Source organism: Bacillus thuringiensis (assembly GCF_001595725.1).
Lineage (GTDB): Bacteria > Bacillota > Bacilli > Bacillales > Bacillaceae_G > Bacillus_A > Bacillus_A thuringiensis_K.
Genome location: NZ_CP014282.1, coordinates 1216285 through 1240807 on the forward strand (window position 1 = coordinate 1216285; position 24523 = coordinate 1240807).

Consider the following 24523-nt stretch of genomic DNA (forward strand, 5'->3'; position numbering starts at 1 on the left):
AAATAGCGTGAATAATAATCAAAATATATGTAAAGGGAACTTGACGTAAAGTTTCCTTTACATATATACTCGGTATATGGAAGGAGGGAGAAATTTCCTTGGAAAATAAAATGGTCGAATACCGGAAAAAATTTGGACTATCTCAAGAAAAGTTGGCTGAGAAACTTGGAGTTTCCAGACAAACCATTATCTCAATTGAAAAAGGGAAATACGATCCATCACTTCCGCTAGCATTTGAAATAGCGAAAACATTTCAGACAACAATAGAACATGTATTTATTTATGAAGGAAAAGAAGAGGGGGAATAGGGATGAATTATTCACAAAAGTACTTTGTGATTATGGGAATTATTTTTCTATTTATGAGTGGATTTATGATATTAACAGGTATAATGACGCATTCTGCACCGCCAAGTCCTACTTATACGTTACTTGCAATGATGATTATGTGTTTCTGCCTTAGTTACTTGCACCCACAATTTAAAGAAAAAGATGAGCGAATGAAACTTATTCGTTATAAAGGAATGTTTGTAACCTTTTTTGCATTAACGGCATATTATCTTCTTTTCTCTATCGGCTTAAACTTAAAAATACTTACACTATCAGCTACTGAATTATTGAATATACTTATGGCACTTACAATGAGTACCGTCTTTATCTCATTTGTTGTTTTGGCAAAAAGATATTAAGATGGAAGAGAGAAAGGAAGATTAACATATGCAAATGATGTATGCTTTTGGCATTGGGCTTGTATTATTTTTAGCCGTATTCTTATTTATTCGTAAAGACGTTCAAGGCGGGACGTTAACGAAGCGAGGATTTTATAAATTAATCGGCTGTTTAGTTGTTATGCTTATAGCGATTATTGTAATGATCGTAGTAATTAATCAGTCGCTATAGAATGTAAAACGGAACCTTACTTCGGTAAGGTTTTTCTTTATTGTTCAACCTAAAAATTACCACTAAATCCATTTACTATAAATGACTTATATTATATAATCCAATGAAATGATAGATAAGGAGTGTAGTATATGAATAAAAAAACTATCTTCTATTTATTAACTTGTATACTACTTATAGCTAGTACTACTTATATAATATGTAACAAAAGAGAACAAGTGCCACCTATATTAGTATGGGACGAACAAGAATACTATGTTACGAATGAACCTGCCAAAGTAGAAGAAGTTGGGCAAAAACTTGGCGAAGTAACAAAGAAAATTAAAACAAGTAGAAAACCTACTAAAAATAGTGAATCTAATACATTACAAGAGAAAACAGAAGTATTCATAATGATTGAGGAAGAAAAAAGTGATTACCCGCCTTTAATCATAAAGGAAGCTTATAGTGATGAATATAGGGTAGTGAGACCGATGTTGAAGCAAGTATTATGATGAAAAGGAGATTCATATGCAGACAGTAACTTTGTATCCGTGGTCGTTAAGAAAAATATTTGTCTTTTTCCTCCTATCGGTGCCGCTTACATTTTGATGAATAGAGGAGCAATACAAAAGAGAGATTACATTTTATATTTATTATTTACTGATATTAATATATCACTTTGGTTATTGCTTATGATTTTTGATTGGAGTATGTGGATGGTGGCGGGTAGTAGGGAGCAGAAAATGTGGTTCATTTGTGCTACGGATATAGATTGATAGAAGAGGGACCTTGTAGGAATGCTGCAAGGTCCTTTATCTTTTGGGAGTTAATAGGAAACGAATCATATAAATGCTATACTAAAAAATGTTTGTAATGTAAGTTTCATAATATTGTATGATGCTGACTTACTAGAAAAGATAAGAGGAGAATGAGTGTGCAAAAGATAAAGAGATTATTGCTATTAATGATGGTAGTAGGATTAACAGCAGGTGTTTTAGCAGGGTGTGCAAATCCGAAAGATACTACAGAAGAATTTTTAACAGCGATACAAAAAGGTGATGTAGAAAAAGCTCGTACATTTGTTGAGAGTGACAAGGAATTTAATAAACTAAATGAAAAAACAGATGATGCTGAGGCAAAAGCAATGCTAAGTGCAATTACAAAGAACTTTAAATTTGAAAAGCTAGAAGAAGTATCGAAAAAGGATGACAAAGCAGAAGTGAAAGTGAAAATTACATCTGCTGATCTATCCGTTGCTGTAACAAAAGCAGTGGGAGAAGTTGTGCCAATGGCCTTCGCTAGCGCATTTAGTGAAGACAAAGAACAATCTGAAAAAGCAATCGAAAAAACAATGACCTCAACTATCATCAAAAACTTAACGGATAAAGATGCAGCAATGGCAACTCGCGAAGTTACATTGAACTTAAAGAAAGACAAAGATGGCGACTATAAAATCGTTGCTGACGATAACTTGAAAGAAGTATTGTTTGCAAATGCGAAGTCTTTGGAGAAGATGTTTGGTGGGAAGTAATTGAATGAGATAAAAAAGAGACGCCATATCACGTAGAAGGTTGATATGGTGTCTCTTTTTCATATGACCCCGGAGAGGCTCGAACTCACGACCTCCACCCTGTCAAGGTGGCGCTCTCCCTGCTGAGCTACGGGATCCCAACTATAAATATTACGATCAGCAATGTGTTTTCATTCGTGTAATCGGAGGATTTATATAATTTGTTGAATATTGTAACATTTGACGTATTCTTATAATAGCAACAAACTTCAATAGTGTAAAGATGTAATTTTCTGAATATTATTATTCCAATTTGTATATAAAAAATAAGCCCAGAAGAGCTTATTTCAATAATAATAATATCACCGCAATTATCAATGATATCATCAAAAATACAAGTATAAATAATGGAGCTCGTTCATGAGCTATCTTCCTGTAAGTGTCATTGAAGCTGTATAAATTGTATCTACAGAACCGTCAGCATTTGTAATTTTAACTTTGTAACGATATTCCCCGTTTTCTGGAAGTTGTCCCCCAAAACCAGTTGTATTGTAAAATTCTTCGTTTGTTCCAGCTGGTAATTCGGAGCCAAAATTGAAGTCAGTTTCATAGTAACCCCAGCCACTTGCCCATTTCTTTTCAATAGTTACACGATAGCGCACATCTTCAGCTCTATCATTTGTGATTTTTGCAATCATATTTTGGCCGTAGCTGTACTCTGTAGCGTGTAATTGAATTGTGAAGCCATTCAACGTTTCGCTAGGACCACAAATATAACGACAGAACTCGCTTGCTCCGTCAGCATGTGCCTTTGGTGTATCAATGTTCATAGCTGTTAAACCGCCTAAAGCTAAAGCTCCTGTTAATAATACTTTACCAAATGTTTTCACTTGAAATTCCCCCTAAGTATATTCTCAATTCGTTCGATAGATATCATATTAATCTAATGGAACGTTTTTTCCTTAAGTGTATTCGCTATGAATCTTTCATCTTGTAGTAATCTAATCACAAGATAAAATTTCATAGTTTTGATTCTATATATGTATCATGATTTACATAGAACAAATCTGTTAATACGCTTTGGTTATTTACTTATTCCACTACTTATTATTACCTTTTATTGGTAAAATGTTGGTTTTATTATATAACATTATTATCTATTTACAAGAGAAAATAATACTGTATGCAAAAATGCATAATAAAAAACACTGCTTGTATTCTAGATTACAGATTAAATGGAGTGTTGGGTTTCAATTAATATTTGAGTGGAACTTAATGCTAATTTTTTATGCTTAACAGTATGCATATATCATCGTTTATTAAAGTCATAATTGATAAACCTTGTTCAGGGGACGCTCTTCCTGCTGAGTTAGAGAATCTTCAAAAGGGAAAGTATAAGCGATTATGCTAGTAATGTATGAAGGAATAATGATGAGAAGCGAATTTAGTAGAAAGTAGTCTTTGGATGTAGTGGTTATATTATTTACGATACCAATCCAAAGGACCTTCAGCACTCAAATCAACAAGAAAAGGGAGTAAGAAATGTAAAGGTAAGCTTATAAGTTCTGGCATAGCGTTCACCGTTTTCTTTGATAGATATTGTCTCATAAAACAATACGGACAATCCTTTTCAAATGTCACGAGTATTGCCCATACATCTTTTATTGTCCACTTCGTTTTACAATACGTACAACGCGTCATGAGGTTCCTCCTCATTTTAAGTTTTCTTCTAGTATACTCCATTCCATTGTAAGAAAGTCATTTGTATTTGGTGTGGTAAAATGTAAGTTATTTTATTTTTATGTGAATCTATTTAGTCATTTATGATCAATTACATATCATTTGATATTTTTGCAGAATGATAGATTTTCAGTTTCAATATGCCAATTGGCCAATATATCCTTTTTACAATTTACTGAAAATCATGTATAACAGAGATACATGATTATTTTATCTCGCTATTTGCAGGCAGTAAGATCCCTTACCTCGAAATTCAGCAAAAGTAAAGAAGTTAGGTTGGAGTCTGGATGGCCGTAAAAGTCCGATTGGTGAGGGTTGATGAAAGTTTCACTTTATAAATATTCAGAAGTAGAGGGAGAAAAGTTGTAATGGTAAGAAAAACGTTCAAGATGCGCGTGTCTAAAAATAGAACGATTTCGATTAATGGATCGATTCTTGATGTGGATGTTACACATGATGAATTTTTACAAGAGTTTGTTGAGTGGGTTGATTCTAAAGGTTGGTCGTTTATGGGAATAACAGATGAGATTACGCCCGAGGAAGCTAGTCAAAAGTTAATAGATTCGTTGATTGATGAGAAGGATAAGAAAGAGTAATTCCTTCTTATTTTTATTGTATATTTATGTTCTTTATCGTAAAAGTATGATATAGTAAAAAATAGTGAAAATTCTTCCAATATAATACAAATTACATATGATTGGTAGATTTATTATTTTGTTAAGGAGTAAATGGAAAAGGGAGAGTCATATGGTAAATTTTAAGAAAATTTTGGTTTTTATTACAGTTATTTGTTCGTTTTTTTTGACACCTATGACATTGCGTGCTGAGACGAATATTGGAGTAAATCCAGAACAAGTTGCACCACCACCTGCGGAAGGACCGAATGTTTTTAGTCAGTTTGCAACGACAATTGATGCAAAAACAGGAGATGTTTTGTATGACAAAAACGCATATCACCGCGCATTTCCTGCTAGTACGACGAAGGTGTTAACAGCGATTTTACTCATGGAGCATACAAAGCCAGAGGATCAATTTACATTTTCACAATTAGCATTAGATCAAGAGAAGAGTAATTATCAAATTGAGTTTCAACCTGGAGAGACAATTAATAGAAATACTGCGCTTATGATTTTAATGGTGCTGAGTGCGAATGATGTGTCGTATGCGATTGCGGAGCGGATTGGCGGGAGTGTTGAGAATTTCGCTAATATGATGAATGAGAAAGCGAAGCAATTGGGGGCGAAAGATAGCCACTTTGTAACACCGAATGGATTGCATGATCCGAACCATTATACGACGCCGTATGATATGGCTATGATTACGAAGGGTGTGCAAAAGTATCCTGAAATTTTACAAGCGATGAATACGAAAAGAACGACAGTTACGACGTCTAGGCAGACGGTGTCTATTTTTAATAAATCTAATTTTTTTGAAAATCCATATAGCATTGGCGGTAAGACAGGGTTTACGAATGAAGCACGTAATACACTTGTTTTATTAAATGAGAAAGATGGAAATCGTATTATAAGCGTAGTAATGGCTTCTCAAAGACCTGAAATTTATGAAGATTTGAAGCAGATGGCGGAATATTCTTTCGGTCAATTTACGAAGCAAATGGTGCTTGATAAACATAATTGGCATCAAAAAACAACATATTTAAATAAAAATGTTAATTCTGAGTTGGAACAAAGTGCGGAGCTTATGCTTAAGAAAGATGAAGGGAAAAATGTGAAAACTATTTTCCGGGCGGCTTCATTAGATAAAGAATCTTTATATCATAAAGGAATACATCGTGGTGAGGTAGTTGGTGCAGTTGATATTACGAAAAATAATCAAACAATTGCGACGGTAAATGTTCTTTCAACAGAAGATGTCACTTTTACGATGCCTAAAAAAGATACAACTATGCCTGAAGTAAAAGACTCAAATGTGAAAGTAATAAGTGTTGGGATAGGTGCGATTGTATTATTTGGAGCAATTTTATATGTAGTGTTGCGCCGAAATACAAAAGGAATGAAATCAGAAGGTAAATAAATTACTAATAAAAAGACTGTGTAAAATTTTGGCACAGTCTTTTTTCTATACTTAAAATAACTAATAATTGTAAATTTTCTTATTGCAATAACTTAAAGTTCGTTATATCATTTACTTGTGTTCTTGTTAAAGAACAAAGTGGATATTGCATACTTCAAATAATATAAAACAACGGAGAGGGAGAGAGACGATGAAATTAATATGGAAGATAATTAGCAACGCGATCTCATTTGTTTTATTTGCATTGATGGTTTTTTTAGCTTTTGTAGTTATTTCTTCAAAAGCAAGCGGTGGTGATCCGACAGTGATGGGATATCAATTTAAGAGCGTTCTTTCAGGATCAATGGAGCCGACGTTTTTAACAGGATCAATCATTGCAATAGAACCAAAAAAAGATGGTTCTAAATATCAAAAAGGTGATGTTATTACCTTTAAAGAGAAAGATCAAAAAATTATCACTCACCGTATTATCGGTGTGAAAGATACAAATGGAAAAGTAATGTATGAAACAAAAGGGGATAACAACAACGGACCAGATTTAGAGCCAGTACTTGCAGAAAATGTAGTTGGAAAGTATGCAGATATTACAGTTCCGTATGTTGGTTATTTACTGAATTATGCGAATTCAAAAGCGGGAGCAGCATTACTTCTTATTATTCCAGGAGTCTTTTTACTTGGTTATTCCGCGATTTCTATTTTTGGTGCTATTCGTAGCATTGACGGAGAAAAGAAAGATAAAAAAGTAGAACAATCCGTCTAGTTCGTTTGGTTATACTTTCCGTTTAGGAAGTTAACAAATATATATTAAGGGGATATGGACATGACTTTAAAGAAAAAATTAGGAATGGGTATTACATCAGCGGTATTAGGAGCAGCTTTAGTTGGTGGAGGAACATTTGCATTTTTCAGTGATAAAGAAGTGTCAAACAATACATTTGCGGCTGGAACACTGGATTTAGCATTAAATCCATCAACGGTTGTTAACGTATCGAATTTAAAACCTGGGGATACAATTGAAAAAGAATTTAAACTAGAAAATAAAGGCTCTTTAAATATTAAAAAGGTTCTACTGAAAACAGATTATAATGTAGAAGATGTAAAGAAAGATAATAAAGATGATTTTGGTAAACATATTAAAGTAACATTCTTAAAAAATGTAGATAAACATGAGACAATTGTGAAACAAACTACTTTAGATAAATTAAAAGGTGACACACTTACAGCTGTAGATAATGATTTATCGGCTTGGTTCTGGGATGAAAAAGGTATTTCAGCAGGTAAATCCGATAAATTCAAAGTGAAATTTGAGTTCGTTGATAATGGAAAAGATCAAAATCAATTCCAAGGTGATAAGTTACAATTAAATTGGACGTTTGATGCACAACAAACAGCAGGTGAAGAAAGATAATAATAAAAAGGGCTATCACATGGATAGCCCTTTTTCTATTTTTCTAGTATTTGTCTATCAATTTTAATAGTTCTTTACTATAATATAGGTAATGTTCTGTATAAAGAACGTAACGTTCGATGGGAGAGATTAAGATGCTGAAAAGACCGCGTAATTTTAAAAAGATGCTTATATTGCCGTGTATGTGTTCTATTACGTTTTATTTAGGATCTCAAATTATGACGCATACAGAAGCGGCGTTCATTCATGAAACGAAAGTAGAAGCGACGCTTTCTACAGCAATTATATTTCCGAAAACAGTTAATACGTTAAAAGAGCAATCTGAAAAACATAAACAGTTTATTGAGCGTGAGTATGGAACGATGAAGGGGAAATCGAAAGCAACTTCTATTGAAGAAATAAAACAGGCGATTTCTGTATGGCAACAAGGGCGTGAGAAAATTGTTGCTGAGAAGGAAGCCCTGCAAAATGTATATACTGAAATAGAAGCTCCTTACAATCAAATACAAGAAGAATTAAAGGTAAATAAAGATGAGTCGATGCAGCAAGTGTCCATATATGTAAATGAAGGCTTCCGCAGTATCAAAGAGAAGCGTGACTATATTGAGAAAGAAATTAGCTTGAAAGCTATTGATGAGCAAATCCAGGCTCTTCAGCAACAATTAAACGTTGCAATTGAAGCGGAAGGACAAAAGAAAGCCGAAGAACAAAAGAAAATAGAAGAACAAAAGAAAATAGAAGAACAAAAGAAAATAGAAGAACAAAAGAAAGTAGAAGAACAAAAGAAAGTAGAGGAACAAAAGAAAGTAGAAGAACAGAAGAAAGTAGAAGAGAAAAAGAAAGTGGAAGAACAGAAAAAAGTAGAAGAGCAAAAGAAATTGGAAGAACAGAAAAAAGTAGAAGAGCAAAAGAAATTGGAAGAACAGAAAAAGCTAGAAGAGCAGAAGAAAGCGGAGTAACTGCTTTAGTGAAACAGCCAGAAAATAAGAATGTGGTGTAAGAGAGAGCGAACGAATAAGCAAGACTAGTAATATTTATACGAGTGTGAGGGAACGTTAGCCCTCACCTCTTTGTTTTTCTTTTTTCTTATAGTATTAAATGATTTGAGTGTGAAAAAAGTTATAAATTATCATTATTTTTTCTGAAAAGTCTAAATAATATTGAGAAATAAAAATAACTGAAAATATTAATAAATATGTGTTGTGTTTATAAAGGTTTGTTCGTTATAATGAACATAAGGTTTTTAAAAAAGAACACATATTGGCTAAGCTAATATAGTTTTCTTTACATCTCTTATTGAAAAATAAGTGATAAAAATATAAAAAAAGCTAGGGGGAATTGATTGTGAGTCTGAAAAAGAAATTAGGTATGGGAGTTGCATCAGCAGCATTGGGGTTAGCTTTAATTGGTGGAGGAACATTTGCATTCTTTAGTGATAAAGAAGTATCAAACAATACATTTGCAGCTGGGACGTTAGACCTTACATTAAACCCTAAGACGCTTGTAGATATTAAAGATTTAAAACCAGGGGATTCTGTTAAGAAAGAGTTCTTATTACAAAACAGCGGTTCGTTAACTATTAAAGACGTTAAATTAGCAACAAAGTATACTGTTAAAGATGCAAAAGGTGATAATGCAGGTGAAGACTTTGGTAAGCACGTTAAAGTAAAATTCCTTTGGAACTGGGACAAACAAAGTGAGCCTGTATACGAAACAACTTTAGCAGACTTACAAAAAGCTGATCCAGATCTTTTAGCTAAAGATATCTTCGCTCCTGAGTGGGGAGAAAAAGGTGGATTAGAAGCTGGTACAGAGGATTATCTATGGGTACAATTTGAATTTGTAGATGATGGAAAAGACCAAAATATCTTCCAAGGTGATACATTGAATTTAGAATGGACATTCAATGCTAACCAAGAAGCTGGGGAAGAAAGATAATAAAAAAGGCGGGTATCCCCCGCTTTTTTTTATAAAGAAAAAGAAGTGCTGGTTGTAAGCACTTCTTTCTATTATTATTTTTGATTTTGCTTCCACTTTGTAAATTCAAGAAATTCACGAAATTGTTCTTTGGAGACACCAGAGTTCATTGCATCTTTAACGAGTTGTGTCCATTCGGAGTCTAGGTTAGTTTCCTTTGTTGTTTCATCATGAAGTAAAGTATCAACTGGAATTTGTAGAACTGCTGCGATCTTTTCAAGAAACTGAATGGAAGGGTTTTTTTGTAAATTTCGTTCTATAGAACTAATGTAAGATTTAGCAACGCCAGCTTTTTCGGCAAGTTCAGTTAATGAAATACCTTTTTGTAAACGAAGGCGTTTTATACGTTCTCCAATCATATTTGCGCACCTTTCTATCAATATGTAGTTGTCTTATGATGTCATTATTATAACATAAACTTCGTTAAAAAAAACAAACCTATTGAGCCTGACTGGATGGCTTCATACGTTGGAAAAATTGCTCGATGTCTTGCATGGCGATACCAGCATCTAGAGCTTCAAGTATTAAATCAATCCATTCTTGATCCAGTGCGTCTGTCTTATCTTTGTACAAATGTAATTCCTCCCTAATTATCGGTCATAATTGCTGCTACAGAATACATGATAATGCAATCGGATTTTGTGTTTTATATAGTGAATTATCAAATATTGTGTAGATGAAACAAAGATAAAATCCCCATTAAACTCCCTCTATGGAAATTATAAATTGTTCGATAAAAACTTTCAATATTTTCAGAAAACATTGTTGAATTGTGATATATTCGTATGCTAACTATGAAATTTTTACAAATATATTAAAAATATTACATAATATGACTAAATATTGAAAAAATATTGAATTTTTAATAAAATTCAATTTGTAATACATATTATTTATTAGGGGAGGAAATATGGGATGAACAAGAAACCGTTCAAAGTTTTGTCATCAATCGCTTTAACAGCTGTATTAGGCCTTTCATTCGGAGCTGGCACTCAATCTGCATATGCTGAAACGCCTGCGAATAAAACAGCTACGAGCCCAGTTGATGATCACTTAATTCCGGAAGAACGTTTAGCAGATGCGCTAAAAAAACGTGGGGTAATTGATTCGTCAGCTTCAGAGAAAGAAACAAAGAAAGCTGTCGAAAAGTATGTAGAGAACAAAAAGGGTGAAAATCCTGGGAAAGAAGTACCGAATGGGGATCAACTTACGAAAGAAGCATCTGACTTTTTAAAGAAAGTGAAAGATGCGAAAGCAGACACGAAAGAAAAATTAGATAACCCTGCAACAGGAACACCTGCAGCGACAGGACCAGTTAAAGGCGGATTAAATGGTAAAGTACCAACATCTCCAGCAAAGCAAAAAGCGTATAACGGTGATGTGCGTAAAGATAAAGTACTCGTTTTACTTGTAGAGTACGCTGACTTTAAACATAACAATATTGATAAAGAGCCTGGCTATATGTATTCGGAAGACTTTAATAAAGAACACTATGAAAAAATGTTATTCGGTGACGAGCCATTCACGTTAGATGATGGAAGTAAAATTGAAACATTTAAACAATATTATGAAGAGCAATCTGGTGGTAGTTACACTGTAGATGGAACAGTTACAAAATGGTTAACAGTTCCTGGTAAAGCTGCTGATTACGGTGCGGATGCTGCTAGCGGTGGTCATGATAATAAAGGACCAAAAGGACCACGTGATTTAGTAAAAGATGCATTAAAAGCAGCTGTAGATAGCGGTCTTGATCTATCAGAGTTTGATCAATTTGATCAATATGATGTAAATGGTGATGGAAATAAAAATCAACCAGACGGTTTAATTGATCACTTAATGATTATTCATGCAGGTGTTGGACAAGAAGCAGGTGGTGGTAAGTTAGGTGATGATGCAATTTGGTCACATCGCTGGACAGTTGGACCAAAACCATTTGCAATTGAAGGTACACAAGCGAAAGTTCCATATTGGGGTGGAAAGATGGCAGCGTTCGACTACACAATTGAACCAGAAGATGGGGCTGTTGGTGTATTCGCACATGAATATGGTCATGATTTAGGTTTACCAGATGAGTATGATACACAATATAGCGGAGATGGTGAACCAGTTCAAGCTTGGTCTATTATGAGTGGCGGAAGCTGGGCAGGTAAAATTGCTGGAACGACGCCAACAAGTTTCTCACCACAAAATAAAGAGTTTTTCCAAAAAACAATCGGTGGTAATTGGGCAAATATCGTAGAAGTAGATTATGAGAAATTAAATAAAGGTATCGGCCTAGCAACATATTTAGACCAAAGTGTTACGAAATCTAACCGTCCGGGTATGATTCGTGTTAACTTACCAGATAAAGATATAAAAACAATTGAGCCGGCATTCGGAAAACAGTATTACTACAGCACAAAAGGTGATGATCTTCATACGAAGATGGAAACACCGCTGTTCGATTTAACAAATGCAACGACTGCACAATTTGACTTCAAATCATTATATGAAATTGAAGCAGAGTATGACTTCCTTGAAGTACACGCTGTAACAGAAGATGGTCAACAAACGTTAATTGAAAGACTTGGTGAGAAAGCTAATAGTGGAAATGCAGATTCGACAAATGGCAAATGGATTGACAAATCATATGATTTAAGCCAATTCAAAGGTAAGAAAGTAAAATTAACATTTGATTACATTACTGATGGTGGTTTAGCATTAAATGGTTTCCTACTTGATAATGCTTCATTAACAGTAGATGGTAACGTAGTATTCTCTGATGATGCAGAAGGTACATCACAATTCAAATTAGATGGTTTTGCTGTTTCTAACGGAACAGAGAAGAAGAGCCATAACTATTATGTTGAGTGGAGAAACTATGCTGGTTCAGATAACGCGTTAAAATTTGCTCGTGGTCCAGAGTATAACAGTGGTATGGTCGTATGGTATGCAGATTCAGCTTACACAGATAACTGGGTAGGTGTACATCCAGGACACGGATTCCTAGGTGTAGTTGATTCTCATCCAGAAGCAATTGTAGGAACTTTAAATGGTAAACCGACAGTGGAAAGTAGTACACGATTCCAAATCGCTGATGCGGCGTTCTCATTCGATAAAACGCCAGCTTGGAAAGTTGTATCTCCAACGCGTGGAACGTATACGTATGATGGTTTAGCGGGTGTACCGAAGTTTGATGATTCTAAAACGTATATTAATCAACAGATTCCAGATGCAGGACGTATTTTACCGAAGCTTGGTCTGAAGTTTGAAGTAGTAGGACAAGCTGATGATAATTCTGCAGGTGCTGTTCGTTTATATCGTTAATACTGTGAAACTACCGAGAGATTTTCTTTCGGTAGTTTTTTTGTGAGCAATGAATTTTATATAGCTGAAAAAGTCATATATAATGTAACTTTAAGAATAGAAATTTGTTATATATGAAGTCTATATAAATAATGAAAGAATTGGATAAAAATAGTGGGAGAAGGTGAGTGAATGAGTATTTCCTCTATTGTAAGTAGGCAAAAGGAATATTTTTTAAAAGGTCATACGAGAAGCATCGAAATGAGAAAGAATAATTTGAAGAAGCTTTATGAAGGCATTCAGCATTTTGAAGAAGAAATATTTCAGGCATTGAAATTAGATTTAAATAAGTCAGTTCACGAGTCGTTTACAACGGAAGTTGGATATGTATTAAAAGAAATTTCCTTTCAATTGAAACATATGTCATCGTGGAGTAAACCGAAGCGAGTTCGAACAGCACTGACTCATTTTGGATCAAAAGGAAAAGTAGTGCCAGAACCGTATGGTGTGACGCTTATTATTGCACCGTGGAACTATCCTTTTCAATTAGCAATTGCACCACTTGTAGGAGCATTGGCAGCTGGAAATACAATCGTTTTAAAGCCGTCAGAGTTAACGCCAAGCGTTTCAAAAGTGCTTAAGAGAATGCTAGATGAATTATTTCCAGAAGAGCTTGTAGCGGTAGTAGAAGGTGGCGTTGAAGAGAGTACATCTTTGCTGAAGGAACCGTTTGATTATATTTTCTTTACTGGTAGTGTTAGCGTTGGAAAAGTTGTAATGGAAGCAGCAGCGAAACAGTTGACGCCGCTCACTTTAGAACTTGGCGGGAAAAGTCCTTGTATTGTACATAAAGATGCAAAGATAGAGATGACAGCAAGAAGAATTGTTTGGGGTAAGTTTTTAAATGCAGGGCAGACGTGTGTAGCGCCTGATTATATGTACGTGCATTCTTCCGTGAAAGAAAAGCTAATTGAGGCACTGCGACATGAAATTACAGAGCAGTATAGTAAAGAACCTTTGAAAAATGAAAATTATGTGCGTATTGTAAGTGAGCGTCATTTTGAACGATTATGTGGATTTTTACAAGATGGTCAAGTCGTAATTGGTGGAAACTATGAGAAAGATACATTACATATTGAACCGACAGTGCTAGCGGATATTACATGGCAAGATGCTGTTATGGAAGATGAAATTTTTGGTCCGATTTTACCAATCATAGAGTACGACAATATAGAAGATGTAATTGGCACAATCCAGCAACATCCGAAGCCGTTAGCGTTATATGTATTTTCTGAAGATAAAGAAGTACAAAAGAAAGTGACGAGTAATATTTCATATGGTGGAGGCTGTATTAATGATGTTGTCTATCATCTTGCCACGCCATATTTACCTTTTGGGGGTGTTGGAAGTAGTGGATTAGGGGGTTATCATGGGAAAGAAAGTTTTCGGACTTTTTCACATTATAAAAGCATTTTAGCCCAATCTACAGCATTCGACATGAAAATTCGTTACTCTTCTACAAAAAGTGCTTTAAAATTCATACGAAAGTTGTTAAAATGATGATGGTGTTTATCAGTAGGCGTAGCCGTATGATAAAAGCCCCTTCGCAATGGAAGGGGTTTTTCTGTTCGACGTTATGTATCATGCGAAAATGAATCAAACATACTACATAAAGAATAGAAACGAACGCTTGCTAAATAACCATTTTTGTTTGGATCGAAACAAAAAATAGTCTATAGAACATAAATATTTATTCATGAATATAAAAATTTAAAATTTAAGGTAGATAGGACGGGAAAATGAAAAAGATTATTAAAGTTGAAGCAGTTGAAAAACATTTTGGAAATCAAGTGATTATCCCACCTCTTTCTTTAGATATTAAAGAGGGAGAGTTTTTAACAATTTTAGGGCCGAGTGGCTGCGGGAAAACGACTTTACTTCGTATGATCGCAGGATTTGAAACTCCAACTAAAGGGAATCTTTTATTAGATGATGAAAGAATTAACGATTTGCCGCCATATAAACGTCATATGAACCTAGTGTTCCAACATTACGCACTATTCCCACATATGACAGTAGAGAAGAATATTTGTTTTGGTATGAAAATGCAGAAAGTATCAGCAGCAGAGCAGAAAGAGCGTGCTGAAGAGGCAATGCGTTTAACGCAGTTACTTGAGTTCCGTAATCGTAAACCTGCGAAGCTTTCTGGTGGACAACAGCAGCGTGTTGCAATTGCAAGAGCGATTGTAAATAATCCGCGTGTATTACTATTAGATGAGCCACTTGGAGCGCTTGACTTTAAGTTACGAAAAGACTTGCAACGTGAATTGAAAAACTTACAACGTAATTTAGGAATTACGTTCATATACGTAACGCACGATCAAGAAGAAGCAATGAGCATGAGCGATCGTATCGTCGTTATGAATAAAGGACATATCGAACAAATCGGAACACCGAAAGAAATTTATAATAAGCCAAAAACATTGTTCGTTGCGACATTCATCGGTGAAAATAATATTGTGAAAAACGGGGAAGGCTATGTAGCAATTCGCCCTGAAAATGTAAAAGTACGTTCGGTTGAAGAACCAATTTTAAAAGAATACCATCTTGGACATATTGAAGATATTGAGTTTGTCGGAAATATGGAGAAGCTTTATGTACGTGATGAGAAAACATCAGAATTACTAATGGCATATCAAACTGCTGAAGAGGCAGCGCAGTGGAGCATTGGAGATAATGTATATGTAGGCTGGGAGCAAGAGGACGAGGTGACCTTAAATTGAAAAAAGGGAAATTACTCGCACTACCTACAGTCGCGTGGCTGTTAATTTTCTTCCTAATCCCGCTCATATTCGTATTAGGATTCGCCTTCATGCAGCGCGGAGCTTACGGGACAGTAGAAATGCAATTTACGCTGGAGAATATATCCCGTGTGTTTGACCCATTGTACTTAGGAACGTTATGGGAAACTGTTAAAATCGCAGTTATTACGACAGTAATATGTTTATTAATTGGTTATCCGTTTGCTTATACAATTACAATTGTTGACCGCAAATACCGCTCTATTCTTTTATTATTGGCAACGATCCCGTTTTGGATTAACTTTCTTGTTCGTTCATACGCATGGATTGTTATTTTACGTTCACAAGGTCTTGTGAATACGTTGTTATTAAAGCTTGGCATTATTAGTGAACCGTTAAATTTATTATATAATACTCCTTCTGTAATACTCGGAATGGTCTATTCTTTATTACCATTTATGATTTTACCAGTGTATGCAGCAATTGAGCAGCTGGATAAGCGTAAGCTAGAAGCGGCTTATGATTTAGGAGCAACACCAATAAAGGCATTTTGGAATATAACAGTGCCGATGACGATGTCAGGAATTGCGACTGGTTCTATTTTAGTATTCGTTTCTTCTATCGGAATGTTTGTTGTATCAGACGTGATGGGCGGATCGAAAGTAGCATTAATCGGAAACGTTATTCAAAACCAATTCTTAGGTGCACGTGACTGGCCGTTTGGATCTGCGTTATCGATTATCGTTGTTCTATTCTCTGTTCTGTTAATTTACTTATATTATCGTGCAACGAAAGTATATAAATATAATGAGAATGGAGGGGAATAGGCAAAGATGAAGAAGTTTTTAGTTTCTTATTCTTGGTTAATTTTGTTATTCTTGTATTTTCCAATGATGGTTTTAATGGTCTATTCTTTCAACGACTCTCGCATTAATGCGGAGTGGGAAGGTTTTACATTCCATTGGTATACAGATTTATTTCAAAAACAAGATGTTATTGATGCATTTGTAAATAGTATTACGATTGCAGTTATAACAACGATTGTGACAACGGTACTTGGTGTATTCTTTGCAATTGCTTTACATCGTTATAAATATCGTTTCGAAGGGGCTATTAATGGCCTTGTATATTTACCAATTTTAATTCCGGATATTTTAATGGGATTATCTTTACTAATTCTTTTCAGTCAGTTAGGAATGGAACTTGGACAAACAACGATTATTATTGCACATATTACATTTAGTATTTCGTTTGTTGTTGTTATTTTAGCTGCGCGTCTTTCAAGTATGGGACGTGACTTAGAAGAAGCTGCAAATGATTTAGGAGCAACCCCCTGGCAAACGTTTCGTTATGTAACGTTCCCAGCAATTGCACCGGGAGTTATTTCAGCAGCATTATTAACATTCACATTATCAATTGATGATTTTGTAATTAGTTTCTTCGTATCAGGACCAGGATCAACAACATTGCCACTATACATTTACAGTATGGTTAAGCGCGGAGTATCACCAGAAATTAATGCTCTTTCTACAATTTTAATTGTTGCTATCGTAGGATTAATGGTTCTATCTGAAATCTTCCGGAACAAAGGTGCAGATGGTGAAGAAAACTCTGGAGGACACCTTCCTTTATAATACGAACGATATAGAAAGTACAAGGGGGTAATAAATCGATGAAATTAATGAAAAGAATAGCTGGCGCAGCAATTAGCTTTAGCCTTGTTGCTGGTGTGCTTGCTGGTTGTGGTGAAAAGAAAGAAGAATTAAATATTTATAGCTGGGCTGACAATTTTGATGAGCAAGTGCTAAAAGATTTTGAAAAAAAGTATAATGTGAAAATTAACTATGACAAGTACGCAAGTAATGAAGAAATGCTTGCAAAATTACAAGCTGGTGGTGCAAAGTATGACTTAATCCAGCCGTCTGATTACATGGTTAAAACAATGGCGAAAATGGACTTATTAGCGCCGTTAGATAAAAAGAATATCCCAAATATCGAAAACATGGTTTCTAATTTCAAAACACCTGCGTTTGATCCAGAGAATAAATATTCTTTAGTGTACACTTGGGGTGTAACAGGGATTGCATACAATAAAAAGTATGTGAAAGAAGCACCTACAAGCTGGGCTGACTTATGGAATGAGAAATATAAAGGACGTGTAACGTTACTAAACGATTCTCGTGAAGTGTTAGGAATGGGTCTTAAGAAGCACGGGTTCTCAAACAGTACGAAAGACGATGCACAATTAAAGACAGCAGCAGATGATTTAAAGAAGCTGCTTCCAAACTTATTAGCATTTGATACAGATAACATTAAACAAAAATTCATTACAGAAGATGCTTGGATTGGAACAGTTTGGTCTGGAGATGCAGCATTTATCGCAAAAGATAATAAAGATGTAGAATATGTTGTACCAAAAGAAGGCGGCACAATTTGGGCTGATACGTTAGCAATTCCAAAAGGTGCAAAACATAAAGAGCTTGCTGAGAAATTTATGAACTACTTACTAGATGAAAAAGTAAGTGTGAAAAACTACGAGTCAATTGGTTACAGTAATCCAAATGAAAAAGCTCATCCTCTTCATAGTAAAGAATACCGTGATAATCACATGATCTTCTTAACGAAAGAAGAGTTAGATCGTACAGAATGGCTTGTTGATGTGGACGATAAGTTAAAAGATTATGATCGTTACTGGACAGAGCTAAAAACAAAAGGTAAATAAGTAAGGAAATGCGGTTTCTAAAGTAGAAATCGCATTTTTTCATAGTAGGAGGAAATCGTTTGAAGAAGTTACATCAGTATGAGGTAATGTGTATCGGTTTGTTATTTGCTGTATTTGGTATTGTTGCTTGGCGCGTACATGCAGGTGGCGTTACAGTGATGGATACATATGTCCGTGGATTAGTAAGAGGGCTGCAAACGGAAAGTTCTCTTACATTTTTCTCGTACTTTACAAAATTGGGATCAGCAATTGGGATAGTCGCTACGCTCGTTATAAGTTTGCTTGTTTTTTGGAAGAAGCGTTATTATGCTGCGATGATTGTATATCCAATGGGAATTTTAATAACACATCTTGTGAATAAAGGGATAAAAGAGATTGTAAAGAGAGAACGTCCGTCATTAAATGAAGCGCTAGATGCACTTGGATATAGTTTTCCTAGTGGACATGCAATGCTATCGATTATGACATTTGGATTTCTTACTTATATCATTGCTGCTAATTTGAAAAGCGTAGCTGGGAAATGTGTCACAATAATTTTGATGGGTATAGTAATTCTATCGATTGGATTAAGTAGAGTCATTTTAAATGTACATTACCCAACTGATATTTTAGCTGGTTACTGTGTAGGTGGTATTTTGTTAATTATCGCGATTTACTACCATCGTTTACTTACTGAGAGATTAGGGCTTAATAAAGAGAGATAGAAAGACGTCTGGAAAAACTATCATTATAGTTTTTCCAGACGTTTTTTGTTTATATCAAGATGTGATACAGTATAAGTGACAATTGAATCATTTAAAGTAGGTGAAAATGTGTGAAGACAAATGTACATAAAGTTGATAAGTGGGGGAAGTTAGGAGCCTTTTTGTATCAGTCTCGTTATACAGTAATTGTAGCGCTACTGTTGCTCGCAATCGCACTTGGGATTTTTGCTCCAAAGCTACCGGGAGTATTAGGTGGCGATGGTTTCCAAACGGAAGGCGACTATCAAAAAACAAAAGAAATTTTAGATAAAGATTTTAAGAAGTCTCAAGATACGCTTCTGCTCGTTTTTGAGAAAAATAAAGATGTTTCGCATGAGGAATTTAAAAAACGAATAGATGAAATTGTAAAGAATGTTCAAGAGAAAGAGAACTATGAATCTTTCCATCACCCAATCCAAAATAAAGAAATGCTACAAGATGACATCGGTTATGCGACAATTTTATTTTCCGGGAAAACAAATAAAGAAAGAATGGAAAAGACATTACAATTTGCTGATGAGATTGAGAAAGAAAGTAATGTAGCATTAAAATTAACACCTACAGGATTTCCGAAAATTAATCAAGAGATTAATGAAAGAACGCAAAATGATTTAAAAGTAGCAGAAATGATTGGATTACCAATTGCGTTTCTTGTATTACTATTTTCGTTTGGGAGTCTTTTGGCATCAATTTTACCGATTTTGAATGGGGCGCTTAGTGTTATTAGTACGATGGGGATATTGTATTTCATCGGTGTTGATAAAGAACTATCTATTTTCGTGTTAAACGTTGCACCGATGATTGGACTTGCATTATCTATTGATTTTGCGCTATTATTTGTGAACCGTTTTCGAGAGGAAGTTGCTAAACGAACGGTAAAAGAAGCGATAGCAATTACATATCAAACGGCAGGACGTGCGATTGTATTTTCAGGATTATGTGTATTTGTTGGGTTATCCGGTTTGTTTTTCTTTAAGATAGATTATATTCAATCTGTAGCGATTAGCGGAATGATTGTTGTCATTATGAGCATTTTATTCTCACTCACACTTCTTCCAGCACTATTATCGTTAATAGGTAAAAGAATATTAAAAAAGAATCAAGTAGCACATACGCCGGCAAAAGCATGGCGTAAATTTGCACAATTTGTGATGAAACATCCAATTGCAATGATTATTGTTGTTACAACATTTATTGTTATTTGCTTATTACCGTTACGTACAGCTAATTTGCAGTTCCCTGGTGTTGAAGCTTTACCTGAAAAGAGTGATACAAGAATTGCATATGAAAAGTATGAAGAAGCATTTAATGAAACTGTCAAAACACACGCTGATGTTACGTTAGTTGTAGAGACGAAAAAAGATATGAAAGAAAAAGAAAGTCTACAAAAGATAGAAGAAGTCGTTCAAAAGTTAAAAGATGATAAGAAAGTACATGAAGTAAGAAGTTTATACGACGGGTTAACTGGAATGAAAGTAGATCAAGTTGTTGGAATATTACAGTCGCCAGAATCAGCGAAACTAACTCCTGTATTTGAAGCATACACGCAAGGGAATAAGACGACGATAGAAATCTTTTTGAAAACAAAACTACGTACAGAGACTGCAAAACAGTGGGTGCGTGACTTTAAAAAGAACTATAAAGAAACGGATGTTACTTATTATCTAGGAGGAATGACGACATTTCAACAAGAATTAGAAGATGAAATTAAAGATAAAGTAGTAATTGGTATGTCTGTTATATTTGGATCGACCTTTGTTATATTATTATTTGCATTCCGATCTATACTCATTCCAATTAAGGCAATTGTTATGAATATACTTAGTTTAAGTGCAACTATTGGAATTGTTGTTTGGTTATTTGAAGGTGGTCATTTCGGTTTAGAAACGAGTCCGGTTCTGTTTGTCTTACCAATCTTCATTTTTGGCCTCGTATTTGGGCTTAGTATGGATTATGAAGTATTTCTTATTTCACGTATTCATGAGCTCTATGAAGAAACAGGAGATAACGATCAAGCAACGTTAGAAGGGCTCGTTTCAACAAGTAGAATCATTACATCAGCTGCTTTAATAATGATTGTTGTAACTGGTGCATTCGCATTTACTGATATTTTACCAGTAAAGCAGATGGGTCTTGGCGTTGCGTTAGCAATATTTCTTGATGCAACAATTATTCGTCTTATGCTCGTACCAAGCTTAATGAAGTTATTTGGAGACTGGAACTGGTGGTTACCATTTCGAAAAAAACGAGAAAAATCATTGTAAAAAATGCTCATCATATTGATGAGCATTTTTTATGAATAGCAAAGCCTACATTTTGCAAATAGTATGTGATAAGAACATTACATAATAAGTAGGTGAAGGCAATGTTTCGTTATTTTAAGTTTAAGTTAAATGATACAGTACAGTTTGCCGAGAACGATGGGCATATGTATCGCATTGTCGGTTATCGGTTAGAAAAAGGATTTTATCCAAAAGATGAATGGACTCATATCATTTATGAACTACTTAGAGAATTTGACGGGTATACGATGGATGCAGAAGAGGAAGAACTTGTAAAGGTCGTTCAAGTAGAGGATGAGTATTACAAAATACAAGAAGTATCAGGTTATCGCTATCCAGTAAAAATGAAACAAAAACAACAAGTGATGAAAATAGAAAAGATGGACGATTTATTAGATGCTTACAATGATTATAAAAGGTTGGCGGATTTCTTTAAGGATTTATCGTATGAACAAAAAGCTGAAGAAGTATTGTTAGAAATGAAAAGACTTAGAGCTTGAGGGGCAGTCTATTATAAGACTGTCCTCTATTTTTGACGGTGCATCAAAGTGTGTTTTCCGTTACAATGAGAGAATCAATAGAAATAAGGTGATAAACAGTATGGAAACAAAGAAAAAGGGCGAATGGTGTGAAATTACCGTTCCAGCTAAATGGAATGGTATAAGTATTGAATCGGTATTAAAAGTAGAATGGGAAATACCGAAAAAGCTATTACATCAGCTTCGTATGGAAAAAGGTGTTACGGTTAACGGGGAACAAAGAAGATGGAATGAGCTTTTAAAAGAGAACGATAAGTTACAAGTCCATATGTTTGCGGAGGAAGAGTACGGTGTAGATCCAGAATATGGTGAATTACATGTAGTATACGAAGATGATCACGTACTTATCGTAAATAAACCAGAGCAAATGGACACACACCCTGCTGAAAAAGGTGGAACCGGGACGCTTGCAAATCTTGTTGCTTTTCATTTTCAAATGCAAGGTTTAGAGACGAGGGTGCGTCATATTCATCGTTTAGATAAAGATACGACAGGTGGTGTCGTGTTTGCTAAGCATAGAATTGCTGGTGCAATTATGGATCGTCTATTAATGGAAAGAAAAATTAAAAGAACGTATGCTGCGCTCGTTGAAGGGAAAGTAAAGAAGAAACAAGGAAAGATTGATGCTGCTATCGGAAGGGATCGCCATCATGCTACAAGGCGTCGTATTTCTCCAAAAGGTGACCAAGCTATCACATATTATAAAGTAGAAAAGTATTTTAAGAAGCAAAACACGACTTTCGTAACGTTACAATTAGAAACGGGTAGAACACATCAAATTCGTGTTCATATGAGTCATAATGGTAATCCACTAGTTGGGGATGTATTATATGGTGGACAAACAAAATATATGTCCAGTCAAGCATTACATGCGATGAAGATAAATTTCTTGCATCCAATTACGAAAGAAGCGATTGAAGTTGATGTGCCGTTTCCTGCAAAGTTAAATAATAAAATAAAAGAATTTCAAAAAGAAAATGCGTAAAGTATAAGTTTTAACTTGAAAAAAGTAGATTTTTGCAGGGATTTCTCTACAAGAAGCGAAGCCGTTAAGAGAAAAGAGAGGTGAGAATCACTTGATCAAATATAAGTATGTACTTGGAATATTTTTCGCTTGTCTTTTACTTACTCTATGTCTTTATCCCTATTTACCAAATCGTATGGCAGTACATTGGAATGTAAATGGTGAGCCAAACGAGTTTATGAGTAAACAAGTTGTTGTAGCATTTATTCCCTGTTTTATTATTTTTTCATATGGATTTTTGTATATTATTTCACATAATATATTTAAGTTTAATGAAAGAGAGCATGGTATTATAGGCGGATTTATAAAGAAAATTACGTTATTTATGTTGTTTATTCATATGCTTATCCTCTTTATTAATTTTGGGGATTTGATATCCTTTCAAACAGGATTAACGATTGGGATTAGTATGTTTCTTTTTATGCTGAGTAAAGAATTTAAGAAAATAAAAGGCAAAGAAAAAGACCCAATTAAATTACAAAAAATTCGTTTAGTGAGTAGACGGATTTTTCAAGTGATGGCATGTGGCATATTGTTTTCATTGTTTTTGAACTTAGAGTGGGGATTTTATGTATTGCTTAGTGTAATAAGCTGTGGATCTATGTTGTTTATGTTATATATTTTCTATTCATACATAATAGAAAGCTATGAAACTTAAAAAAGAGTCTTCTCATTATGAGAAGACTCTTTTAATCTATTTACTTCGTAATAAATTGTTGTGTCCAGTAGTTGCCGCTTTCTACATTACCAACACCGATATGAGTGAAGCCGTTATTTAAGATGTTTGCACGGTGTCCAGCGCTGTTCATCCAAGCTTGTACTACTTCTTCAGGTGTACGTTGGCCTTGAGCGATGTTTTCACCTGCAGATGTATAAGAAATGCCAAATTTCTTCATCATGTCAAACGGAGACCCGTATGTAGGGCTGTTATGATCAAAGTAGTTGTTTTTTTGCATATCTTCAGACTTAATACGTGCTACTTTGCTTAATTCAGTATCGACTTTTAGTGCTGGTAAGCCTTGTTTTGCACGTTCAGCATTTGTTAATTCAACAACACGTTGTTCAAACTCGCTTAAAGATTTTGCTTCTTCAGCAGGCTTTTGCTCAGCAGGTTTTTGTTCAGTAGGTTTTTGAGTATTGTTGTTTTCAGCAGGTTTTTGAGCTTCTGGTTTTTGAACTTCTTCAGCAGGCTTTTGCTCAACTGGTTTTTGCTCAACTGGTTTTTGTTCAGCAGGCTTTTGAGTTTCTGGCTTAGCAGTTGGTTGCTCAGTTACAACATTTTCAGTAGGTTGTTGACCAGGAATGAAGCAGTTTGGTTGGAAGTTTCCTTGTTGCCATTGTGCTAATGATTCAACGCCCATAGATTGTAAGAATGCTTGTAATTCTTGTTGGCTCATTTGTTTCATCATCACTTTTGAATGCTGAATATTTTGAACCTTTAAGTTAGATGGTTGTACTGTTGCAGCTTGTGCATCTAGAGAAGATACTCCTAAAGTAAGAGCTGTTGCAGCAGCTACAGATAATAAAACACGCTTTTTCATGATGTGTGTCCCCCTATATAAAGTTTTAATTTGTTT

The 24523-nt window shown here is 34.7% G+C and carries 27 protein-coding genes, 1 tRNA gene and 1 pseudogene; 23 read left to right on the forward strand and 6 right to left on the reverse strand.

Features of this window, described 5'->3' with window-relative positions; translation table 11 throughout:
• The first annotated feature begins 98 nt into the window (after positions 1–98).
• The 6 genes and pseudogenes from AXW78_RS06115 (at position 99) to AXW78_RS06140 (ending at position 2412) form a co-directional block, all read left to right on the forward strand.
• Positions 99–308 (forward strand): helix-turn-helix transcriptional regulator, encoded by a 210-nt coding sequence (locus tag AXW78_RS06115; RefSeq protein WP_000428506.1) that lies wholly within the window; start codon positions 99–101, stop codon positions 306–308.
• 2 nt (positions 309–310) lie between these two features.
• Entirely contained in the window at positions 311–688 is a 378-nt protein-coding gene (locus AXW78_RS06120; RefSeq protein ID WP_001109911.1) for a hypothetical protein, read from the forward strand.
• 28 nt (positions 689–716) lie between these two features.
• On the forward strand, positions 717–899 hold the full coding sequence (locus AXW78_RS06125) for a DUF3976 domain-containing protein (protein WP_001178296.1): 183 nt from the start codon (positions 717–719) through the stop codon (positions 897–899).
• A gap of 131 nt (positions 900–1030) precedes the next feature.
• On the forward strand, positions 1031–1393 hold the full coding sequence (locus AXW78_RS06130; RefSeq protein ID WP_001036573.1) for a hypothetical protein: 363 nt from the start codon (positions 1031–1033) through the stop codon (positions 1391–1393).
• Positions 1394–1409: 16 nt separating this feature from the next.
• Positions 1410–1657, forward strand: a pseudogene (locus AXW78_RS34775) (hypothetical protein).
• 158 nt (positions 1658–1815) lie between these two features.
• The gene (locus AXW78_RS06140) at positions 1816–2412 is read left to right on the forward strand and encodes a DUF4878 domain-containing protein (protein ID WP_001169497.1); all 597 of its coding nucleotides are present in this window, start codon (positions 1816–1818) and stop codon (positions 2410–2412) included.
• Between the two features lie 64 nt (positions 2413–2476).
• Here AXW78_RS06140 and AXW78_RS06145 read toward each other — a convergent pair.
• From AXW78_RS06145 to AXW78_RS06155, 3 genes are all read right to left on the reverse strand, one after another.
• Positions 2477–2549 (reverse strand) — tRNA-Val (locus tag AXW78_RS06145).
• A gap of 267 nt (positions 2550–2816) precedes the next feature.
• On the reverse strand, positions 2817–3281 hold the full coding sequence (locus tag AXW78_RS06150) for a hypothetical protein (protein WP_000846650.1): 465 nt from the start codon (positions 3279–3281) through the stop codon (positions 2817–2819).
• A 589-nt stretch (positions 3282–3870) separates the two neighbouring features.
• Positions 3871–4092, reverse strand: a complete 222-nt coding sequence (locus AXW78_RS06155) for a hypothetical protein (protein WP_000196288.1) — start codon at positions 4090–4092, stop codon at positions 3871–3873.
• 407 nt (positions 4093–4499) lie between these two features.
• Between AXW78_RS06155 and AXW78_RS06160 the strand changes: the two genes are divergently transcribed.
• From AXW78_RS06160 to calY, 6 genes are all read left to right on the forward strand, one after another.
• A complete protein-coding gene (locus AXW78_RS06160; RefSeq protein ID WP_000251856.1) occupies positions 4500–4727 on the forward strand; it encodes a hypothetical protein in 228 nt (75 codons plus the stop codon).
• Positions 4728–4878: 151 nt separating this feature from the next.
• Positions 4879–6165 (forward strand): D-alanyl-D-alanine carboxypeptidase family protein, encoded by a 1287-nt coding sequence (locus AXW78_RS06165; RefSeq protein ID WP_061883906.1) that lies wholly within the window; start codon positions 4879–4881, stop codon positions 6163–6165.
• Positions 6166–6355: 190 nt separating this feature from the next.
• Positions 6356–6925, forward strand: coding sequence for a signal peptidase I SipW (sipW, locus tag AXW78_RS06170; RefSeq protein ID WP_046945125.1), 570 nt, complete (start codon positions 6356–6358; stop codon positions 6923–6925).
• Positions 6926–6985: 60 nt separating this feature from the next.
• Complete coding sequence (locus tag AXW78_RS06175) at positions 6986–7573, forward strand: CalY family protein (RefSeq protein WP_000172854.1); 588 nt, start codon at positions 6986–6988, stop codon at positions 7571–7573.
• A gap of 134 nt (positions 7574–7707) precedes the next feature.
• Entirely contained in the window at positions 7708–8532 is an 825-nt protein-coding gene (locus tag AXW78_RS06180; protein WP_061883907.1) for a DUF4047 domain-containing protein, read from the forward strand.
• Positions 8533–8917: 385 nt separating this feature from the next.
• Positions 8918–9511 (forward strand): biofilm matrix protein CalY, encoded by a 594-nt coding sequence (gene calY, locus AXW78_RS06185; RefSeq protein WP_000053710.1) that lies wholly within the window; start codon positions 8918–8920, stop codon positions 9509–9511.
• A 74-nt stretch (positions 9512–9585) separates the two neighbouring features.
• Here the strand turns inward: calY and AXW78_RS06190 are convergent, their stop codons facing one another.
• Together AXW78_RS06190 and AXW78_RS06195 are read right to left on the reverse strand one after the other, a co-directional pair.
• Positions 9586–9909, reverse strand: coding sequence for a helix-turn-helix domain-containing protein (locus AXW78_RS06190; protein ID WP_000578885.1), 324 nt, complete (start codon positions 9907–9909; stop codon positions 9586–9588).
• A gap of 79 nt (positions 9910–9988) precedes the next feature.
• Positions 9989–10123: an anti-repressor SinI family protein gene (locus tag AXW78_RS06195; protein WP_000276219.1), complete on the reverse strand. Its 135-nt coding sequence runs from the start codon at positions 10121–10123 to the stop codon at positions 9989–9991.
• A gap of 342 nt (positions 10124–10465) precedes the next feature.
• Between AXW78_RS06195 and inhA1 the strand changes: the two genes are divergently transcribed.
• The 11 genes from inhA1 to AXW78_RS06250 all read left to right on the forward strand — a co-directional run bounded on the left by inhA1 (position 10466) and on the right by AXW78_RS06250 (position 23604).
• Positions 10466–12856 (forward strand): M6 family metalloprotease immune inhibitor InhA1, encoded by a 2391-nt coding sequence (inhA1, locus tag AXW78_RS06200; protein ID WP_046945123.1) that lies wholly within the window; start codon positions 10466–10468, stop codon positions 12854–12856.
• A 171-nt stretch (positions 12857–13027) separates the two neighbouring features.
• A complete protein-coding gene (locus tag AXW78_RS06205) occupies positions 13028–14395 on the forward strand; it encodes an aldehyde dehydrogenase (RefSeq protein WP_000028374.1) in 1368 nt (455 codons plus the stop codon).
• 239 nt (positions 14396–14634) lie between these two features.
• Positions 14635–15618, forward strand: coding sequence for a spermidine/putrescine ABC transporter ATP-binding protein PotA (gene potA, locus AXW78_RS06210; protein WP_000720333.1), 984 nt, complete (start codon positions 14635–14637; stop codon positions 15616–15618).
• Complete coding sequence (gene potB / locus AXW78_RS06215; protein WP_000715490.1) at positions 15615–16463, forward strand: spermidine/putrescine ABC transporter permease PotB; 849 nt, start codon at positions 15615–15617, stop codon at positions 16461–16463. The genes potA and potB overlap by 4 nt, the downstream gene beginning before the upstream one ends.
• Positions 16464–16469: 6 nt before the next feature.
• On the forward strand, positions 16470–17270 hold the full coding sequence (gene potC / locus AXW78_RS06220; RefSeq protein ID WP_000714192.1) for a spermidine/putrescine ABC transporter permease PotC: 801 nt from the start codon (positions 16470–16472) through the stop codon (positions 17268–17270).
• A 38-nt stretch (positions 17271–17308) separates the two neighbouring features.
• A complete protein-coding gene (potD, locus tag AXW78_RS06225; RefSeq protein ID WP_000772487.1) occupies positions 17309–18358 on the forward strand; it encodes a spermidine/putrescine ABC transporter substrate-binding protein PotD in 1050 nt (349 codons plus the stop codon).
• 86 nt (positions 18359–18444) lie between these two features.
• On the forward strand, positions 18445–19062 hold the full coding sequence (locus tag AXW78_RS06230) for a phosphatase PAP2 family protein (protein ID WP_003300478.1): 618 nt from the start codon (positions 18445–18447) through the stop codon (positions 19060–19062).
• A 110-nt stretch (positions 19063–19172) separates the two neighbouring features.
• Entirely contained in the window at positions 19173–21365 is a 2193-nt protein-coding gene (locus AXW78_RS06235; RefSeq protein WP_061883908.1) for an MMPL family transporter, read from the forward strand.
• Positions 21366–21466: 101 nt separating this feature from the next.
• Complete coding sequence (locus AXW78_RS06240; protein ID WP_000490301.1) at positions 21467–21883, forward strand: hypothetical protein; 417 nt, start codon at positions 21467–21469, stop codon at positions 21881–21883.
• Positions 21884–21983: 100 nt separating this feature from the next.
• Positions 21984–22907 carry an RluA family pseudouridine synthase gene (locus AXW78_RS06245; protein WP_000448352.1) on the forward strand — a complete coding sequence of 308 codons (924 nt, stop codon included), beginning with the start codon at positions 21984–21986 and terminating at the stop codon, positions 22905–22907.
• A 91-nt stretch (positions 22908–22998) separates the two neighbouring features.
• On the forward strand, positions 22999–23604 hold the full coding sequence (locus AXW78_RS06250; protein ID WP_000598994.1) for a DUF1648 domain-containing protein: 606 nt from the start codon (positions 22999–23001) through the stop codon (positions 23602–23604).
• Between the two features lie 40 nt (positions 23605–23644).
• Here the strand turns inward: AXW78_RS06250 and AXW78_RS06255 are convergent, their stop codons facing one another.
• Positions 23645–24487 carry a CAP domain-containing protein gene (locus AXW78_RS06255; protein ID WP_061883909.1) on the reverse strand — a complete coding sequence of 281 codons (843 nt, stop codon included), beginning with the start codon at positions 24485–24487 and terminating at the stop codon, positions 23645–23647.
• Between the last annotated feature and the right edge of the window lie 36 nt (positions 24488–24523).

Coding starts and splice junctions, on each gene's coding strand:
- AXW78_RS06120 (WP_001109911.1), top strand. CDS start 311: ATGAATTATTCACAAAAGTACTTTGTGATTATGGGAATTATTTTTCTA.
- AXW78_RS06125 (WP_001178296.1), top strand. CDS start 717: ATGCAAATGATGTATGCTTTTGGCATTGGGCTTGTATTATTTTTAGCC.
- AXW78_RS06130 (WP_001036573.1), top strand. CDS start 1,031: ATGAATAAAAAAACTATCTTCTATTTATTAACTTGTATACTACTTATA.
- AXW78_RS06155 (WP_000196288.1), bottom strand. CDS start 4,092: ATGACGCGTTGTACGTATTGTAAAACGAAGTGGACAATAAAAGATGTA.
- AXW78_RS06160 (WP_000251856.1), top strand. CDS start 4,500: ATGGTAAGAAAAACGTTCAAGATGCGCGTGTCTAAAAATAGAACGATT.
- AXW78_RS06165 (WP_061883906.1), top strand. CDS start 4,879: ATGGTAAATTTTAAGAAAATTTTGGTTTTTATTACAGTTATTTGTTCG.
- sipW (WP_046945125.1), top strand. CDS start 6,356: ATGAAATTAATATGGAAGATAATTAGCAACGCGATCTCATTTGTTTTA.
- AXW78_RS06175 (WP_000172854.1), top strand. CDS start 6,986: ATGACTTTAAAGAAAAAATTAGGAATGGGTATTACATCAGCGGTATTA.
- AXW78_RS06180 (WP_061883907.1), top strand. CDS start 7,708: ATGCTGAAAAGACCGCGTAATTTTAAAAAGATGCTTATATTGCCGTGT.
- AXW78_RS06190 (WP_000578885.1), bottom strand. CDS start 9,909: ATGATTGGAGAACGTATAAAACGCCTTCGTTTACAAAAAGGTATTTCA.
- inhA1 (WP_046945123.1), top strand. CDS start 10,466: ATGAACAAGAAACCGTTCAAAGTTTTGTCATCAATCGCTTTAACAGCT.
- AXW78_RS06205 (WP_000028374.1), top strand. CDS start 13,028: ATGAGTATTTCCTCTATTGTAAGTAGGCAAAAGGAATATTTTTTAAAA.
- potA (WP_000720333.1), top strand. CDS start 14,635: ATGAAAAAGATTATTAAAGTTGAAGCAGTTGAAAAACATTTTGGAAAT.
- potC (WP_000714192.1), top strand. CDS start 16,470: ATGAAGAAGTTTTTAGTTTCTTATTCTTGGTTAATTTTGTTATTCTTG.
- potD (WP_000772487.1), top strand. CDS start 17,309: ATGAAATTAATGAAAAGAATAGCTGGCGCAGCAATTAGCTTTAGCCTT.
- AXW78_RS06230 (WP_003300478.1), top strand. CDS start 18,445: ATGTGTATCGGTTTGTTATTTGCTGTATTTGGTATTGTTGCTTGGCGC.
- AXW78_RS06240 (WP_000490301.1), top strand. CDS start 21,467: ATGTTTCGTTATTTTAAGTTTAAGTTAAATGATACAGTACAGTTTGCC.
- AXW78_RS06245 (WP_000448352.1), top strand. CDS start 21,984: ATGGAAACAAAGAAAAAGGGCGAATGGTGTGAAATTACCGTTCCAGCT.
- AXW78_RS06255 (WP_061883909.1), bottom strand. CDS start 24,487: ATGAAAAAGCGTGTTTTATTATCTGTAGCTGCTGCAACAGCTCTTACT.